The organism is Crassaminicella profunda, from assembly GCF_019884785.1.
Lineage (GTDB): Bacteria > Bacillota > Clostridia > Peptostreptococcales > Thermotaleaceae > Crassaminicella > Crassaminicella profunda.
In genome coordinates, this window is the sequence record NZ_CP082326.1 from 3430288 (window position 1) to 3449817 (window position 19530).

The window sequence follows — 19530 nt, forward strand, 5'->3', positions numbered from 1 at the left end:
TTTCTATTTTTAAGCACCAACGAATTATATCAGTATTTAATGTATATTTCAATTCAGATTTCGTTAATTTTTTTTAAATTTTTCCAGGAGTTTCATTCCATATATTTTTATATATCTAATATACTTCTATCTACCTCTACTATTTTTAAAAACAACTCTGCCGTAGCTTTTGCATCCCAAGATGCCCTATGATAATTTTTAAGTACTATACCATAATACTGACAAGCTGTATCTAATTTATTATTTATACCAGCATAAAGTCCTTGCTTTTTTAGTTTATTTAATGCCTTTAATGTACATATATGTCGATTGATTAGAGGTAACCCTAATTTTTTAAAATAATGATTCAAAAAAGGTACATCAAATTTTGCATTATGACAAACAACAATACTATCTCCTATATATTTTCTAACTCTTGGTAATACTTCTTCAAGCTCAGGTTGATCCTTTGTCATTTCTTTTGTTATACCATGTGCCTTGAATGCAAAAGGATCCATTTCCCCATGAAAACGAATTAATGAGCCTCTTCTTTTTGAAATTTTCCCATCACTAATTTGCACGGCTCCAACCTCTATAATTTCAGCACCGTTTTTATAGCTTAATCCTGTTGTTTCTATATCTACCACTGTATATTTTCGATCCCTTTTATACATACTAACTACACCTTTCCTTTTTATATATTGCCATCTTCTGCACCTCTAAACAAATAAAAAACAACTGTTCTTTATTGCATATTATCACAAAACAGTTGTTTTCAATTCCCTCAAAGCTATATAGCTTTACGTACTCTAGCTAAAATTGCCCACTTTCTATGAATCCTTCTTATTCCCTTTGGACAATATGCATATTCTATTAAAACTTTTGAAAATAATTTTTTTGCTACTTCATTATATCCTTGTTTTTTATAAATCATTCCTAACTTATAAAGATTTTCGGTGTTCCCAAACCTTTCCACTTCTTCTTCCCAAACATTTATCTTATTTTTATCAGGAGTATGCTTTTTTATCTCATGATCTATTAAATAAATATATGGCAACCCATATCCTACACGAGGATTTGATTCTAATGCTTTCTCAATATAACTTTTTCCCTCCATTGCTTTTCCAAGCTCCATAAGGGTCATTCCTAGATAATGATAATATTTAGCACCTTCATCCTTTTGTAACTTAGGATGATTGAAATATTCGAGTGCTTTTTCGTATTTTTTCTTTTCAAAATAATATTCTCCAAGGGCAAAAGCTGCTTGAGCATTTTCTGGATTTACATTCAGTTCCATCAAGCTATTTTTCATCTGACGTTTTTTACGAAAACCTTTTGTAAAATCAGGTAAAAATCCTAAATAAAATTTGTCAACAAGTGCATATATCAGTAACACACCAATAAGTGCTACTAATGGATTGCCTGTAAACATTCTTAATAAAAAATATAGAAAAAATCCTTTCATTTAATTTCCCCCTTTTCTTTCATAATTTGGAAGCAAGTTTTATTATACTAGAAATTGATCAAAATCTATATTACAGATATTTTACAAATCCTTTCATAAAAAAATGTATCATCAAAAAAAAGTAGTTATAATGCGTTTTTTTATATCCTATTAAGATGCAAACGCTCTCTTCATAGATGCAAACGGTTTTTTCATTCATTTTAAAGAATTATGCCTTTTTACGGTTTAAATTACAGGTGCTATAATGTATTCAAAGTTAAGTAATTCAATATTCAAGAGCTTAAGTACTAGCTCCATAAATAAAATATAAAAATAAAAGGAGGAATTTATTATGTTTCAAACAGTATATATGTTTTTAGGATTAACATTCTTATCAGGGATTGCATTAATTGCTTCAATTGATGATAAAAACAAAAGATCTTTTAAGCTAAAATAATTAGCCTAAAAGATCTTTTATTTTATCAAATTCTTTTAATAATCTTTCCACTACGATAATTGATTACACTTCCCTTTTCCATAGCTATTTTTCCATTCACCAAAACATAATCAAGCCCTTGGGCTTTTAGTGTAGGTTCCTCAAAAGAAGCTTGATCTATAATGATTTGATCATCAAAAATGGTAATATCCGCATCCATTCCCTCTTTGATCTCACCCTTTTGAAATAATTTTAACCTCTGAGCAGGTATTTTTGTCATTTTTTCTAAAGCATCTATCAATTCCATGGTATTTTTTTCTCTAACAAAATAACCCAGTACCCGTGGAAATGTTCCTGCTCCTCTTGGATGACCCTGTCCATTCACATAAATACCATCAGATGCTACCATCACAAAAGGTTCTTTTAAAGCTTGAATCACTTCTTTTTCTTCCATAACAAAAGCAACCGTTAACATATTTGGATGATTTTTTCTTGCCTCTTGGAATATTTCAGGTGTACACCGTTGATTCTTAAAGGGTGGCTGTGTCAAAAGTAAATCCTTATACTCCTTATGCCAACGCTCTAAAAAACCCTCGTCAAATACAGCAGAACCAATATGTGTGCAAAATGCTTCATAAGGATAACAATCTGCCATAATATCAATTTTATCATTACGTGCTCTTCGAATCGTATCTAAGCAACTATCCATAAATCCAAAGGCTGCACCACTTCCTAAATGTGAAATTTGAAAAGGTATTTTCGTCTCTTTTGCAATTTCAATCATCTCATCCATAGCTTCTTTAGCTCGCGCTTCATCATATCGATAATGAGCACTCAAAAGATAATCATCATTTGGAATAACAAGAGATGCTTCCACCATTTCTTTAAATGAAATACCAGGAGCATACTCAATTCCAAAGCTCATACCTGCTGCCCCTGCACGAATATCTCGTTCAATTAACTTCTTGATTTTCCCCACAGCCTGTGAATTAATTTTAGCATACCGATCATTATACCCAGCTTCTTCTCTCAAACTATTGTATCCTGTGAACATAATATAATTAGTAGGAGCGCCTTTTTCTTCCACAAAAGACATGAAATCAATTAATGGTGTCTTAGATAATCCACAATTCCCTCCTGCGCAGGTAGTCACACCCATATTTAACATATAATTCGTAATATCATAGTTATAGTTTTCTTCTACCAAATTTTCTTCATGCATATGTATATCTATAAACCCCGGTGAAACAATTTTACCCTGTGCATCAATAATCTCATCTGCCTTTTTATGAACCTGACCTACTTCTACAATCTTTCCTTCTTTAATAAAAATATCCTTTTGAACAAATTTTCTTTGATTAAAATCAGGAATTTTTCCATTAATAATCTTAATTGTATCCACAACTCCACCCCTTTTGACATAGACTTACTAACAATCAATCCATCTATTATAATTCTTATATAATATTTTAAATTTTTAGTGATTATCTATTTTTTCTAAATTCCTGCCAAATATTTTCAAGTAACGTTGGATCTGTTAAAACATCATATCCCGTCCATGCCATAGCTATTGCTCCTCTTTTAACAGCTTCTTTTGCTTGATTTGTTTGAGTATAATCAGCAAACTCTTTTGTATGCAAAGCAATATTCTCACATCCAATACCCAACCATGGGTGAATAGAAGGTACCTCATAACTAACATTCCCCATGTCAATAGAGCCTGCACTTTCTTGGTCCGGAATAATAAAGGGCTCTCCTGCACTTATCAAATTGGTATCAAAGCAATGAGATAATGCTTGATTTGTCATCATATCATCATAGGATAGTTCAAAAGGAACCATTTCCATCTCTGCCCCCACTGAAAGAGCTGATGCTTTAGCACAATTGATTACCTTTTGGGATACCTCCTCAAGATATTTTTTCTTATTTGCTCGAACATAAAATTGACACGATGCATAATCTGGAACAATGTTAGCAGCTTTTCCTCCGTCATCGATAATTCCATGAATTCGTACATCACTTGTCACATACTGACGTAAAGCATTAATGTTATTGTAAGTCCCTATAACTGCTTCTAGTGCATTGATTCCTTTCTCCGGCTCTTTTGCCGCATGAGTTGTTTTTCCAAAAAATTTGAATTGCATAGGACACAATGCCAAAGAACTCCCACTTGAAACAGTTTTATTACTAGGATGAGTCATCATGGCAATTGATAGATTCTTAAAGACTCCACGCTTAGCCATTTCAACTTTTGCACCATTTGTTTCTTCTGCAGGTGTTCCAAAAACATGAATTTCTCCACCGATGGTATCAATAACAGATTGCAGTCCTAATGCTGCCAAAATACTCATTGTAGAAATGAGATTATGTCCACAGCCATGACCCATACTAGGTAAAGCATCATATTCACAAATCAAAGCAATTTGAGGACCCTTTCTATTACTTTTATAGGTTGCTTTAAAGGCTGTTTCAATGTTGCAAAATTTTTCTTCAACACTAAAATTTTTCTTTTTAAAAAAATCCGTAATCAATTTGCTTGATTTATATTCTTCTTCACTTATTTCAGGATGATTATAAAGTGCTGTCCCAATATGACAAAAAACTTCATCCCAATACTGGTTAATTGTTTTTTCTATTTCCTTTTTCAATGGAAAGCCTCCTAACTAGAATGGTCCAAATTTTATCATATGGGCAACTGTCACCAAAATTCCTCCTAAAAGATACTCTAATATAATTAATGGTAACATCCATTTCGCCCATTTATCCCATGGGATTTTAGCTAATGCCAAACCTGCCATAAAATAACCAGATGTAGGTGTAAAAATATTAGAAATACCATCTCCTAATTGATAAGCCAATACAGCTGTTTGTCTAGTTACCCCTGATAAATCAGCTAATGGCGCCATAATTGGCATACTAACAGCTGCTTGCCCACTACCTGATGGCACAATAAAATTCAATAAACATTGGAAAATATACATACCTAATGCAGTAAATGTGGAAGGAACACCTGCTAGCATATTACTAATACTAAAAAGCATAGAATCAAGTATATGCCCTTCATCTAATACCACCAAAATAGCAGTTGCAAATCCCACTACTAAAGCTCCCCCTGTTAATTCAGACATACCTTTGATTAAATTTTGAGCATACTCATTCACACTATAACCATAAACCAAACCAACTACTATACTCATTCCAAAGAACAATGCTCCTATTTGTGTAATATACCATCCATATTTAATCACGCCAAAGACTAAAATAGCAATTGTTATAAGAACTGTCCAAAGAACCAATTTATGACGTGTTGTAAATTCAGGTAATTGATTAAAATCAAAATGATTCTCTCTTTTCTGATCAACTTCATACATCAAACTTTTTCTAGGATCTTTTTTGATTTTACCAGCATACAGATAAATAAAACCAATATTAAGAATCAAGAAAGCGCAATAAACAAAAATTCTATAGGTCATACCAGAAAAAATTGGCAATCCTGCAATCCCCTGAGCAACACCAATTGTAAATGGATTCATAAATGCTCCTGCAAATCCAGCTCCTGCTCCAATCAAAACCATTCCAGCTCCTGTCAAAGAATCAAATCCAAGAGCCATTGCTAATGCAATTCCCATTGGAATAAAGGGAAGTGTTTCTTCTGCCATACCAAAGGTTGAACCCCCTAATGAAAATACAAACATAATAACAGGAATTAATATTCGCTCTCTTCCAGCCATTTTTTTTGACAATCTTGCAATAGCAGCATTAATAGCCCCTGTCTTAGAAACCAATCCAAAAGCGCCACCTACAATAAAAATAAAGAAAATAATAGATGCTCCTTTACCAAGACCCTTTGGAATACTTTGGAGGGCTCCCCACAGATTAACAGGTGATTGATCAATATAATTAAAACTAGTTGCATCAACAACCATTCTACCATCAGGAGCTTCTACTCGAGCATATTCACCAGCAGGAATCACGTAAGTTAATAGTGAAAAAATTAAAATAACACCTAATAAAATAATATACACATGTGGCACTTGAAATTTTTTCTTTTTTGCTTCCGTTAACATTGATTCTCCCCCTTTTTTTATTGTTACATGTTTATATGTTTAATAATATCAACGCGTTTGGTTTAAAAAAATTAACACTCCCTCCTTTAAATTGAAATAAACCTCAACAGCCCTTCTGCTAAAGATGTAATTGCGTAGATATTAATTGAATAATAAATCTCTTTTCCTTCTTTTCTAGCATAAACAAGATTAGCTCTTTTTAAAATCTGCAAATGATGTGAAACAGTTGGTCTTGAAATATCAAATTGCTCTGCAAGGTCATTTACATTCATTTCTTCCATTTTAAGAAGATATAAAATATCCATACGTATTTCATCTGCCATAGCCTTGAGCACATTAACGTCTAAACTATTTTCATTTATTCCAGACATATCATACTCCCTACTTATTCTATATTTATTTAAAATGGTCCATAATCAATCATCGTTGAAAATATTAGAATCAAACAAGCTTCTATACTAAATATGATAAATAATGGCATCATCCATTTTAACCATTCTTTCCACTTAATATTAGTAATTGCCAAACACGCCATGAAATAACCAGATGTTGGAAACATGATGTTTGATAAACCATCTCCAAACTGAAATGCAAGAACAGACGTCTGCCTTGTAATCCCTGATAAATCTGCTAAATTTTTCATAATAGGCATTGTAACAGATGCCTGACCTGTTGCCGATGATAAAAACAGATTAATCACCGTATGAAAAACATACATCAACATAGATCCTGCTACAGGTTGAACATCATCTAAAATACTAGCACAATAGTAAATAATCGTATCTGAAATATGTCCATATTCCATCACAACAAATACTGCCTTGGCCATTCCAATAATTAATGCACCATAAACCAATGCTGAAGCACCTTTAACAAATTCTGCAACAATTCGATTAGAACTAAGTCCCCCTACGATCCCTACAGCCAAACCCATTATAATAAAAACGGTGGAAACATCAATTGTATCAAATTGTAATGATAATACTCCATAAAAAATAAAGCTAATACTACTAATCACTACTATTATTATTGCCAAGTCGTGCCGTTTGAAACGATATACCTTTTGAGTTTCTATCATTTGATTTTGTTTCTTGATTTTAGTAGCATAACGCATAACATATATAATCCCTGTTACTAAAAATATAATAAATGTTGCTAATCTTAATGAAATTCCTGAAAAAAGTGGTAGCTCCACAATTTGTTGGGCTATCCCCGTTGTAAAAGGATTTAAAACACCTGCTGCAAATCCAGTACAACCACCTACTAAAACAACTGCAAGCCCTGTTATTCGATCCATCCCTAATGCCATAAAAAGAGAGATAATAATTGGACAAAATGGCAAAAGTTCTTCAGCTGTTCCAAAAGTTGTTCCAAATACAGCAAACATAGTCATTAAAATAGGAATAATCAAGCTTTCTTTTCCTTGATATTTTTGAGTTAATACCTTAATACTTCGATCCATAATACCTGTGGAATTAATAATACCAAAACTCCCTCCAACAATAAAAACAAAAATAATAATATTGGATCCTGCAATCATACCTTGTGGTATAGCTTTAAATAGTTGAAAAATGGATACGGGTGTTCTAGGTATTTCCATATAACTTCCTGGCTTCACATAAGTAATATGAGTTGTGGGATCAACAATGCGCTCGTAACTTCCCGCTGGAATAATATATGATAATCCCGCTAATATTACTACAATAGTAAAAATTAAAACATATGAATCTAAGACCTTTGGTTTTTTCCATTTGCGCACAATCATAAGATTCCCCCATGATACGTTTAAATTTTTCAACATATCTTAATTTATATAATAACCTATTTGTTTAGAATTTTCAATAAAATGTGCAAGTTAATTTCCATATTTTTAAAATATTTCATTCAATTCAAAATATAAGAAGAAAATGAATAGCATCCTCTTCCTATATTTATAAGTTACATATTGTATTTTTTACAACATAACTAAATATATTATATCTTGTAACATAAGATCTACTTCTAAAGACGCTAATTAGTCTAGCTATCCTACGCTTTTTTATATCCTATTAAGAAGCAAACGCTCTCTTCATAGATGCAAACGGTTTTTCAATGTTTTTTAGTCAATTATGCCTTTTTACTCTTTCAATTACTGATGCTATAATGTAATCAAAGTTAAGTGATTTAATATTTAACAGCTTAATTACTAGCTCAACAAATAAAATATAAAATTAATGGAGGGATTTATTATGTTACAAACAGTATATATGTTTTTAGGATTAACTTTCTTATCAGGGATTGCATTAATTGCTTCAATTGATGATAAAAATAAAAGATCTTTTAAGCTAAAATAATTAGCCTAAAAGATCTTTTTTTATGCTCTCAACAAAATTACAACTATATTTTTCAAAGATTAAAATTTTTCTTCAAAATAAATTTTTTTATTGTTTTCTAGAACTCAAATAGCATTTATACCACTAATTTACAACATATATATTCCTTTTATGATGAAAACTAATCTTATATAGATTAACTTAATCTATACAATGTCATTAATAAAATGGAAAGCTAGGTGATATTTTAAATGAAAAAATTTTTGACTATCTGTGTTATGTTGCTTTTTATAATAACGATCGTTCCAGCATCTGCTCAAGCTGCATCAAACACTTATACGGTACAGTCTGGAGATAGTATGTGGAAAATTGCTGTAAAATACGAAGTAGGTTTGAGCGAAATTATTGCTAGTAACCCTCAAATCAAAAATCCAGCATTGATTTATCCCGGTCAAAAGTTAAATATCCCAAACATCCAAGATATTAAAACATTAGAAAATCAAGTTATAAAACTCGTAAATATAGAAAGGTCAAAAAAAGGTCTACCAGCTCTTAAATCAAACTGGCAACTTTCTAGATGTGCAAGATATAAATCTCAAGATATGATCAATAAAAACTATTTTTCTCATCAATCTCCAACTTATGGTTCTCCTTTTAAAATGATGGAATCTTTCGGGTTAAAGTTTTCATCTGCTGGAGAAAATATTGCAAAAGGACAAAGAACTCCAAAAGAAGTTATGAATTCTTGGATGAACTCACCTGGACATAGAAGTAATATTTTAAGTAGTTCCTTTAGTGAAATCGGTGTTGGACTTGCCAAAGATAAGTATGGTCGATGCTATTGGACACAAATGTTTATGAGACCTACAAGATAACCACTAAAAAATTCCTTCTTTTCATTTAAGAAGGAATTTTTTACTTAAATATTTTTTTATCCATTTATAATCAAATTCATAATTTCATCCATACTCATCTTATTTAAACCCATATTTTCAAAAGATCTTCCATAGCTTGTAAGATCCTTTTGTAACATAAGCTCAGATAACTTTATAATCAATTCCATTCGTTCTACCTGTACCCCTAGTTTTTTTCCTAAAGACACAAAAGGTACTAAACCCATAGGAATATCTTCAAGAATATAACGTGTTTCAAGAGTTTTTTGACCATATACACCTGAATAAGCATCTGTATTTTTAAAAATTTCGCTTATATTTTCTCCCTCTGCATGGTATTCTACACGATATTGATCTTTTATAGCATCCATCTTATATCCTAGCTTTTCAGCTATATTTAATCTTTCATGATCCATCCCTTCTATAAAATTCCCTACAGCAGTTGTGATTCCATCCCAATAAAATAACCAATCTTTATTGGATTCTACTAAAGATGTACTAAATAATGTAGCTGGTGGATGGATCATTGGATTTGTATTATCTAAGCTAGTCATCATTACATTATCAAGTCCTTCTATCTGTGGATATGCACTTTTTAAAATTTTCACTACTTCTTCTGTTTTAACCGCTGGCAAAGCAGCTATTTGTAATCTATCTTTAATCCCTAATATACATGCCATGCCAGGTTTACTGAGGCGACATGCATAGATTAGCGTACTAGTTTCAACAATTGTAGTATCTGCTTTACAATTTTCATCTTTCAATGCTTTATAAAAAGCTAATGCTCCAAAAGTTGCTCCTGGATGAAGAACAATCATCTGATTATCTTTTAAATAGGGGGCACAATCCTTTGCAACCTGAGCATGGTCTAAAGCAGGAGTAATTACCATTATAATATCTGCTCCTGAAAGGGCTTCTTCTAAATCATTAGTTGCATATACACATCCGAATCCTTTAACTGCCCCTTCTAAAAATACGCCTCCTTGCTTTTTTATTACGTTTATTGGCTCTAAACAAATATCATATATGCTCACATCAAACCCCATCAATCCTAAATGACCTGCAACAGATTGTCCTCCATTTCCAGCTCCTATAATAGTCCACTTTAAGTCTTTGTTCTCACTCATAATTTTTCTTCCTCCTATTTAAAAACGTTAAAAATTTCAAGCAAAAGGCTATAATCACATAACCTTTTGCTCTATTTTTTCTTAGTATTTATTCTTCATTTGCTAATTGAGTTGCATTTTCAATAAATTGATCAATCTTACCTTCCTTTTTTAGTTGATCTATAATGTTATTTAACTCTTTAACAAAATCTTCATTCCCTTTCTTCACTGCTATAGCAGAACCATTTCCTCCCCCTAAAGAGAATTCTGGTACAAAAAGTTCTTCATTTCTATCTGCATAAGCTTGTGCAGTTGCTTTTCCTAAAATAACCGCATCAATTTTATCATTAGATATTTCTAATACTAAATCCGTTATTTTACTGATTAGCTTCAAATCCGCTCCTTCAATCCCTTGTGCAATGCCTTCCTGTATAGATGCTTTTTGTGCACCTATTTTTAGGTTCTTCAAATCATCTGCTGTTTTGATTTTTTCTGCATCTTTACTTTTTATCAATACTTTATGTTCATCTACAAAATATTCCTTAGAAAAATCAACACTTTGTTTTCTTTCTTCTGTTGGTGTCATTCCTGCAATAATCAAATCGATTTTATCTGCAGCTAAAGCAGCTAATAATCCATCAAATTTTATGTCCTTAATTTCAAGTTCAACTCCAAGTTCTTCTGCTAGTGCTTTTGCCATTTCAATCTCAAATCCTACAATTGTATCTTTTCCATCAATTTCTTTATGGAATTCATAAGGTGGATAATCTGCAGATGTACCTAATACAATTTTTCCTGCTTTTTTAATTTCTTCAATCTTTGTTAAGGGTGCATTATCTGCACTACTTTTTTCTTTTGCACATCCTGTAAATGCAAATACCATACAAATCATAAGCATTATAGCCAATGTCTTTTTACCTTTTATCTTGATCATGTTTATCATCCTCCTAATAGATAACTTTTTTTCTCGCTTTTGTAATATTATACATTCAAGATTATATTTATGCAAGTAGTTTTTTGTTTTTTCTCTATTTGAAAAATATTTTTTATTTTCTATAATGTACTTTTCTAAATTCCACCTACTTTATTTCAAAAAAACATTACACCTTCAAACAAGACTATTACTTCATCTCAATCATTCCCCACTCATAAATATAAGTATATACAATCAAAAAAAGTCTACCTCTATAAATAAAAGGTAGACTTTTTTTAGAAAAACACTATATATATTTTCTATTTTTATACATTTATTCAAGTACTCAAACAACCCATTTCTTTATTTAAAATCCTATGCTGACTCCACCATCAACTGGTAATATTACACCATTTACAAATTTTGCAGCTTTTGAGCAAAGATATACGGCTGCCCACCCGATATCTTCAGGATCTCCAAATTCACCCATAGGTGTACGTCCTAGAATTTTATTTTTTCTTGCATCGTCTCCATCTAATGCTTTATGTAACATAGGTGTTTCAATCCAACCTGGAGCAATGGCATTTACACGAATCCCATCCGATGAAATTTCTGCAGCTAATGACCGAACCATTCCTAAATATGCAGATTTAGCAGCTGCATACGGTAATACATAAGGGATTCCAAAAAGAGATGCCATGGAAGCTGTAAATAAGATATTTCCTTTTTTCTGCTTTTTCATATAGGGGATTATTGCTCTTGTTAGGGCAAAAGCTCCTACCACATGAACATTCATGGTTTTTACAAAATCTTCATCGGTCATATTTTCAATCGTTTTTTTCACATGTACTCCTGCATTATTTACTAATATAGTAATTTCTCCAACATTTTTTATAACTTCTTCTATCAAATCATTCGCTTTGTCCGTATGGGTTACATCAAATTGACGATAAACTGCTTTTTCTCCAAGTTTTTCACATGCTTTTTTTAACTTTTCTTCATTTCTACCTACAATAATAACTTCTGCTCCTGCTGTAACAAAACATTGTGCTATTGCAAAACCAATCCCAGTAGCTCCCCCTGTAACTAAAGCTCTTTCTCCCTCTAATCTAAACATTTTTTTATCCTCTAACATACGCTCATCTCCTGTATTTAGCAACATAGTATTCTTGGATTTATATTGTATTTAACACTTTAATATTTTCTTTATCCTTATTATAGCAAACCTACTTATCCTCTATCAACAAAAGGACTTTTCCCTGCTACGGCTAAAGGTACACCATACGCAATCTTTACATCCTCATGAAAATATCCCAAATTGAGTGCCGCTTTTCCTACAGAAAACATGACTCTATTATCACAACGATGATTTGCAGCAACAGATACGGCAGAACCTATTGCAATCCCTAGATCTCCTGTATTAAAAGCACAAATTCCATTATTTGCACGATTTTCTGCACAATTTTTATAACCACAAAAACCACAGTTAGGACAATCAATCGGATCAATACTTGTTCCAAATATTACAACAACCTGAGATTGATCTACATTTCCACCATCTCTTTTAATAAAATCAATGTTATTTTCTTCTCCTATCCTACGCATTTCTTCTGCAAGTCTATCTTTTTCAGATCCTTCTACAATAATGATTTCCAAGTTATCAACAGCATTTGCTTTTGGTGCTGTTCTTGCTGCTACCACCATTAATTCAGCTACTGTTTTTACAGCTTTCTTTTCAGCTTCTAAACTTTTCGTAATCATTGCTTGTCCCTCCATCTATTATATTTTTTATAAGATTTACGACAATTTTATATAATTTATTAAATCTTAAATAAACACTAATTCTATTCCTATTTTTTTAACATACCAGCTACACCAATAATTTTTATATGCATATTTATAATTTTTCTAAACATAAATATAGTCACTCCTTAAATCGTTCATATTAATACTATAATTTAAATTTCTAAATTATACAAATTTTTTCCAATATCAAAATCCCTTTATGGCTAAATGCATAAAGGGATTTTAGTTCTAAAAAAAACTACCTTGGTTCTGAAGCTACTATAGCCTGCAAAGGTGGTGTTTCACCTGCTAACCCAACTGCATAGATTGTATAATAATTGTCTGCCATTAGCTCCACATTTGGAATAGTTAATACCACATCATCAGTCCCTGAAGGACGAACTTGGAAGGTATAAGTTCCAGAAGGAATACAAGCATAATCTGTAATATCTTTATAGCTAATATTACTAAATATTTTTCTCCCATCAGATAGGGTTATATCCACAGCTGGTGCATTTGGAGATAAATGCACAAATCTTATACAAGGTCTTCCAAAATTTTGTGCAGTGGTTGGTTCTGGAATAGGATATAAACTTATATTTGGAAGTTCTCCAATAGCAGCTACATTAAAAAACGTACCTTGTGGAATATATACATCTGTATCTATAACAGGGTTTTCTTTTTTTCCAGTAGGATAAACCTCAATATTATAGTTACCAGGAGTAACAGGCACATAAGGTGAAAATTGCCTATACGCAAGATCTTGTACAATAAGATTTCCATTTGCATAAACATCTACATTCGGTGCATTAGGTACAGCATGTAATACTCTAATATAAGAATTATCTGGTGTATTTTTTTTTCTCACCATGGGCATATATGGATAATAGTACATACTAGTTTGCCCCCTTTCAATATTACAATATGAAAATAATCTCAATTTGTGCTATAAACCATTAGGATACATTATATACTATCCCACAATTCATGTTCTACTTCTTATATCTTGTACATATACTCTTATAGGTGATTTTCCATGAACAATGTATCCCATGTATTCTCAGACGACCCAAATGATAAAACCCTTGATGATATACTCATAACAATTTTAAAGATTATAGCAAGAGAAGAGGATGACTAACATCCTCTTCTTTTAATGTATAATAAAATGAGAGGATGTCTATTATCCTCTCATTTTCAGTAATCTAAATTTATAAATATTTTCTATTGTTCTAGTACGCCCTCATCAACAGTTTCTACTTGTTCAGTTTGTACTATAGCTGATTTCATCATATCACTAAAATATAATGTATTTTCAATTGTTAATGCAGGCTTCTCAATTTCAATCTCTTTATTAATATTGTATATTTTTGAATTAAAGTTTAATCCTATTTTGAATACACCATTTTTTGCTGGTACACTATTTGTTTTATTAGTATTTACTTTTTTAAATGCTTTTTCTAGTTTTGCTAAATCAATATTTAAATCAATTGTCCCTTTTTCGTTGACAATATATCCATCTTCATTGATCATATACTCTATCACAATGCCATTCTCGCCTAAAACCTCTACATCCTCAAAAGCATCCATGAATACATTGATATTTTCCTTCATTTGAGGAATATTATTTTTAAATTCATCAAACCCTTTATCCATCTCTTCTTTAGCAGTTTCCTTTTCTGTATCTATAGCCTCTGTCATATCCACTACTGTAGTCATATATTCTTTTATAAATTTTAACGCATCTTCATTTTCTAAGAAGTTATTTGCTGCATATCTTACAAGCTTTTTAAAAGATCTATCGTCTAATCTTAATTCATAAACAGATACATTTTTTCCATCAACAGATTTATTGCCTTTGTATTCTACCATTTCAAGTCTAGGATTAAATTGTCCTGCATAATCTCTTAAAAACTTTGTTAGTTTTGGCTGTAGTTCTTTACTAACATTCATTAATTTATTAAAATCAACTTCTTTATTTTGATTCATATCCATCATTTCATTAAAATTATATACTATGTATTCCTTATTTTGAAATTCTGGAGCTGCTGCCATTACCATTGGCGGTAATTTTATAACTTCAACTAATTTTGGTGTCTTCCCTGATAAATCAGTATCTACCCATACTTGTGTGTTCATCATCATTCCACCAAAAGTAATATCTGCATCTACTTTAGCTTTAGCTATTGTCTTTTCTTCATTTTGCAACATTTTTTGATGTAAACTAATTTTTGAATCCTTTAACATTTGTTGTACCATTTGCATACTATTTTGCTCTTCCTGTGAAAACCCTGTTGTATTAAAAGTAAAAGTAATATCTGTGTCACTTTCCATTGATGTAATTTCTTGCGCTTTTTCAAAAGCACTATACAACTTCATTTCTTTGTTTGAGCATCCAGTAAAAGATAAAACAAGTATTACTACTAGTGCCATAATCGACATTTTTTTCATAACATATTTCTCCTTTTCTTGACATTTGTTTACATCAGTATACAATATATTCTTTAGCTTTTCCAGCAAAATCTTTTCTTTTTCTTTTTATCATTATTTTCAGATAAATTCACAACCTCTAATTTATCCATATTTTTAAGTTTCAATCTTCTTTCAATGTCTTCCTCTAAAAGGGTTTTTACAAGTACCAATACAGGAACGCCTAAAAACATCCCAGCAACCCCTCCTATAGCACCACCAGTAGTTACTGCTATAATAATCCAAAAAGCACCTACCCCTACTTTATCACCTAAAATCTTTGGTCCTAAAATCAATCCATCAAACTGTTGTAATAAAACAATAGTTATTGCAACTCCAATAGCTAGCTTTGGACTAGTAAGAAGAGTAATCAGTACTGCAGGCACGCCTCCTATAAATGGTCCAAAATAAGGAATCATATTGGTAGCCCCTACTACTAGAGCAATAATTGAAGCATAAGGAACTCCTATACTAAAAAGAATCACAAAGCACAATAACCCTATAATAGCTGAATCTATCATTTTACCTATAACAAAGCTTGAAAATATATCATTTCCTTTTTCAATACCATATAAGATATAATCTGCTTTTTTTTCATCTACAAAAGCATATAGCAACCTTTTCATTCTGGCCAGTAAATCTCTTTTATCTAAAAGCATATATATAGCAACAACAAAGCTTACTATTCCTCCGAACACCCCTGATGTTACAGCATATATTTTACTAAGGAGTTGTTTTAGTATAATACTCCCTGCTTTACTGATCTTGGTTAAAATTTCTTGCAATGAATTTTCTATATAATCATTGATTGCCTTGATACTTTCATTATCCATGTCTTGTGTAAGTTCATCAAAGAACTGATCATTTCCCTCAAAAGATTCAGGAATCACTTGCAAAAACTCTGATATATTATTGACTAAATTAGGTATAGCAATAGCTCCTAAACAAACCATCAATAATAATAGTACGATTAATACACAAAAAACACTCTTTCCTCTAGCCCACTTTAATTTTTTTTCTAAAAAACTCACAGCTCCATCTAAGATATAAGCTATGGCAAAAGCTATTACAATAGGCTTAATCACCTTCATTACACCCATCCTTACACTAGAAACTGTAAAAAAAAGATATAATAAAATAGAGCTTATTACTATACTCATAATTTCTATATATCTAAATCTATGCTTGCTGTTCTCCACCATTATTCCTCCCTATGCTCATTTCATTCAGATAACATTCAGTATTTTTTATATCATTTAGCATAGCATTCCTATACTTTTGCCCACCTCCGCATACCATATAATTTATATCAAAATTTATATTATTAGATAGATACTATCACATGATATTTTAAAATTCAACAAACACAAAGGATTCCTCTACTAATTTGTTTTAACGCTATAACCATAAAAGAATTTAAATAAGGCTTTCCATAAAAATTGGAAAGCCTTATTTTCTATCATTATTTATTTTTTCTTAATATATTTTCTCGAATCAATAGCTACTGCTGTAATAATAATAAGTCCTTTAATGATGAATTGAAGATATGGATTTACCCCAATAAATGATAATCCATATGCAATAACTTGGAATATCAGTACCCCAATTACAATCCCTCCAACAGTACCAATTCCTCCTGAAAAAGATAATCCTCCTACAATACATGCTGAAATGGCATCGAGTTCATACATGTTCCCTGTGTTATTAGTTGCACTACCAATACGAGCAGCCTCCAAAGATCCTCCTAATCCATACAGAATACCACCTAACATATACACTAATAATAAATACTTCACAACATTTACTCCTGATACAGTAGCAGCTTCTATATTTCCTCCAATAGCAAATATATTTTTTCCGAATTTTGTTTTGTTCCACAATACCCAAATGAAAAGAGTAACAAGAGCTGCATATATTATAAGATACGGAATCTTAAATCCCCCAATATAAAAGGCATCTTGTGCAAAATCCGTAAACGCTTTGTCTAACCCTCCAATAGGTTGTGCACCATAAGGTGGACGATCAAAATAAATGGAGTTAACCCCATAAACAATAACCATCATTCCTAATGTTGCAATAAATGGATCAACTTTTAATTTTGCCACAACAAATCCATTGATCAATCCGAAAAAACCTGTAATCATCATAACAAATACTATTGGTATTAAAATTGGCAAATGAGGCAAATTAGGATACATTTTATAAGCATAATCGGGTGCTTGTAAAAGAGATGCCGATACAACAGCAGCAAGCCCTACTAGTCGTCCTAAAGAAAGGTCTGTACCCTTTGCAACAATAATTCCACCAACTCCAAGTGCCATAATAACACGGGTGGATGCTTGAGATAAAATATTTCTAAAATTCCTTATAGATATGAAATCAGGTGAGACAGAAATAATAATAACTAGTAACCCAATTAATACTAAAAATATAGCATTATTCATCATCCAATTTAATACATCTTCTTTTTTCATATTTTTAGGTTTTTTGTTTTTTATATCAATAGATCCTTTCATTCCAGACATATTATCCCCCCATAATCTATAGATATTTAGCTGATAACTTTAATATTTCTTCTTGGGTTGTTTCTTTTGTATTTACAATACCAGCTAATCTTCCATTACTCATAACTAAAATCCTATCCGTAACGCCTAATAATTCTGCCATCTCAGACGATACCATAATAACGCCCTTTCCTTTATTAGCTAACTCAATCATCAATTGATAGATTTCATATTTTGCACCCACATCAATTCCACGAGTTGGTTCATCTAATAATAATATTTTAGGATCTGTTAATAGCCATCTTCCAACAATAACCTTTTGTTGATTTCCACCAGATAATGAGCTAATGAGTGTTTTATGAGAAGGCGTCTTTACGCTCATACTATCAATCACCCAGTTTGTATCCTCCATCATCTGTTTGTCATCTAATACATTAAATAATAACAGGCTCTTTAAATACTTATCTATATTCGCAATAATAGAATTAAAACGAACATCTAAAGTCGAAAAAATTCCTGTGGCACGCCGTTCTTCTGTAACAAGAGCAAATCCATTTTTTATTGCAATATATGGATTTTTATTTTCTAATTTCGCACCATTTAAATAGATACTTCCAGATTGTATATGCCTTGCACCAAAAATAGATTCCACTAATTCCGTTCTTTTTGCTCCTACCAATCCTGCAATCCCTAAAATTTCACCTTTTCTTAGCTCAAAGGAAACATCCTTTATAGACGGTTGGTAGGTAGCTGTTAAATTTTTTACTTCTAATATAATATCTCCAGGTTCATTTGTCTTTGGTGGAAATCGATTTGTTAAATCCCTCCCCACCATTAAATTAATAATTTCATCTGTTGTTATATCCTTAGATTCCCTTGTTGCAATCCATTTTCCATCCCGCATAATGGTTACTTCATCCGATATCTTTGATATTTCTTCCATCTTATGAGATATGTATATGATACCTACCCCTCTATCCTTTAATGCTCTTATAATCTTAAATAAATGATTTACTTCTTTTTCTGTTAATGATGATGTTGGTTCATCCATTACAATAATTTTTGAATGATATGAAACAGCTTTTGCAATTTCAACCATTTGACTTTGCGATACAGGTAAATTTTCAATCTTTTCACGAGGATCTAAAGGAATATCTAGTTCCTTGAAAATTTTCAATGTATCCTGATACATCTTCTCTTCATCAATGAATAGTCCTTTTTTAGGAAATCTTCCTAACCAAATATTATCCATAATCGTTGTACTTTGCACTTGATTTAGTTCTTGGTGTACCATAGAAACACCATGATCTAACGCTTGCCTAGATGACTCAAAATTTACGCCTTTCCCTTCCAAGAGAATTTTTCCTTCATCCTTATGATAAATTCCAAACAAACATTTCATTAAAGTTGATTTGCCAGCACCATTTTCTCCCATCAATGCATGAACAGTTCCTGTACGAACCTTTAAGCTTACCCCATCTAATGCCTTAACCCCTGGAAATTCCTTAGAAATTTCTAACATTTCTAATAAATAATTGTCATCCTTCATCCATAAGCCCCCTTTTCTTTCACGCTTATCTTCTATGAATATAAAAGATGCATATGCATTTACAATGCACCAT

General features: G+C 31.5%; 17 protein-coding genes. 1 reads left to right on the forward strand and 16 read right to left on the reverse strand.

The window, feature by feature from the left end; all coding sequences use genetic code 11:
* Positions 1–107: 107 nt before the first annotated feature.
* The 7 genes from K7H06_RS15860 to K7H06_RS15890 form a co-directional block, all read right to left on the reverse strand.
* Positions 108–653: a 3'-5' exonuclease gene (locus tag K7H06_RS15860; protein WP_223037006.1), complete on the reverse strand. Its 546-nt coding sequence runs from the start codon at positions 651–653 to the stop codon at positions 108–110.
* 116 nt (positions 654–769) lie between these two features.
* The gene (locus K7H06_RS15865) at positions 770–1444 is read right to left on the reverse strand and encodes a tetratricopeptide repeat protein (protein ID WP_223037007.1); all 675 of its coding nucleotides are present in this window, start codon (positions 1442–1444) and stop codon (positions 770–772) included.
* Positions 1445–1905: 461 nt separating this feature from the next.
* A complete protein-coding gene (locus tag K7H06_RS15870; protein ID WP_223037008.1) occupies positions 1906–3261 on the reverse strand; it encodes an amidohydrolase family protein in 1356 nt (451 codons plus the stop codon).
* Between the two features lie 82 nt (positions 3262–3343).
* A complete protein-coding gene (locus tag K7H06_RS15875; protein WP_223037009.1) occupies positions 3344–4507 on the reverse strand; it encodes a M20 family metallopeptidase in 1164 nt (387 codons plus the stop codon).
* 15 nt (positions 4508–4522) lie between these two features.
* The gene (locus tag K7H06_RS15880) at positions 4523–5926 is read right to left on the reverse strand and encodes a YfcC family protein (RefSeq protein WP_223037010.1); all 1404 of its coding nucleotides are present in this window, start codon (positions 5924–5926) and stop codon (positions 4523–4525) included.
* A gap of 86 nt (positions 5927–6012) precedes the next feature.
* Positions 6013–6297 (reverse strand): ArsR/SmtB family transcription factor, encoded by a 285-nt coding sequence (locus K7H06_RS15885; protein WP_223037011.1) that lies wholly within the window; start codon positions 6295–6297, stop codon positions 6013–6015.
* 29 nt (positions 6298–6326) lie between these two features.
* Entirely contained in the window at positions 6327–7691 is a 1365-nt protein-coding gene (locus tag K7H06_RS15890; RefSeq protein ID WP_223037012.1) for a YfcC family protein, read from the reverse strand.
* 798 nt (positions 7692–8489) lie between these two features.
* On the opposite strand from K7H06_RS15890, the gene safA reads away from it, so the two are divergent.
* Positions 8490–9113 carry a SafA/ExsA family spore coat assembly protein gene (safA, locus tag K7H06_RS15895; RefSeq protein ID WP_223037013.1) on the forward strand — a complete coding sequence of 208 codons (624 nt, stop codon included), beginning with the start codon at positions 8490–8492 and terminating at the stop codon, positions 9111–9113.
* 56 nt (positions 9114–9169) lie between these two features.
* Here the strand turns inward: safA and K7H06_RS15900 are convergent, their stop codons facing one another.
* The 9 genes from K7H06_RS15900 to mglA all read right to left on the reverse strand — a co-directional run bounded on the left by K7H06_RS15900 (position 9170) and on the right by mglA (position 19457).
* A complete protein-coding gene (locus K7H06_RS15900; protein ID WP_223037014.1) occupies positions 9170–10258 on the reverse strand; it encodes an NAD/NADP-dependent octopine/nopaline dehydrogenase family protein in 1089 nt (362 codons plus the stop codon).
* An 88-nt stretch (positions 10259–10346) separates the two neighbouring features.
* Positions 10347–11171 carry a transporter substrate-binding domain-containing protein gene (locus K7H06_RS15905; RefSeq protein WP_246637554.1) on the reverse strand — a complete coding sequence of 275 codons (825 nt, stop codon included), beginning with the start codon at positions 11169–11171 and terminating at the stop codon, positions 10347–10349.
* Positions 11172–11517: 346 nt separating this feature from the next.
* On the reverse strand, positions 11518–12285 hold the full coding sequence (locus tag K7H06_RS15910) for an SDR family NAD(P)-dependent oxidoreductase (RefSeq protein WP_223037016.1): 768 nt from the start codon (positions 12283–12285) through the stop codon (positions 11518–11520).
* A gap of 95 nt (positions 12286–12380) precedes the next feature.
* Positions 12381–12911 carry a ferredoxin domain-containing protein gene (locus K7H06_RS15915; protein WP_223037017.1) on the reverse strand — a complete coding sequence of 177 codons (531 nt, stop codon included), beginning with the start codon at positions 12909–12911 and terminating at the stop codon, positions 12381–12383.
* 283 nt (positions 12912–13194) lie between these two features.
* The gene (locus tag K7H06_RS15920) at positions 13195–13830 is read right to left on the reverse strand and encodes a DUF4397 domain-containing protein (RefSeq protein WP_223037018.1); all 636 of its coding nucleotides are present in this window, start codon (positions 13828–13830) and stop codon (positions 13195–13197) included.
* 329 nt (positions 13831–14159) lie between these two features.
* On the reverse strand, positions 14160–15386 hold the full coding sequence (locus K7H06_RS15925; RefSeq protein WP_223037019.1) for a hypothetical protein: 1227 nt from the start codon (positions 15384–15386) through the stop codon (positions 14160–14162).
* A 53-nt stretch (positions 15387–15439) separates the two neighbouring features.
* Entirely contained in the window at positions 15440–16603 is a 1164-nt protein-coding gene (locus tag K7H06_RS15930) for an AI-2E family transporter (protein WP_223037020.1), read from the reverse strand.
* Between the two features lie 267 nt (positions 16604–16870).
* Positions 16871–17929: a galactose/methyl galactoside ABC transporter permease MglC gene (gene mglC / locus K7H06_RS15935; RefSeq protein ID WP_246637555.1), complete on the reverse strand. Its 1059-nt coding sequence runs from the start codon at positions 17927–17929 to the stop codon at positions 16871–16873.
* A 16-nt stretch (positions 17930–17945) separates the two neighbouring features.
* Positions 17946–19457, reverse strand: a complete 1512-nt coding sequence (mglA, locus tag K7H06_RS15940; protein WP_223037021.1) for a galactose/methyl galactoside ABC transporter ATP-binding protein MglA — start codon at positions 19455–19457, stop codon at positions 17946–17948.
* Between the last annotated feature and the right edge of the window lie 73 nt (positions 19458–19530).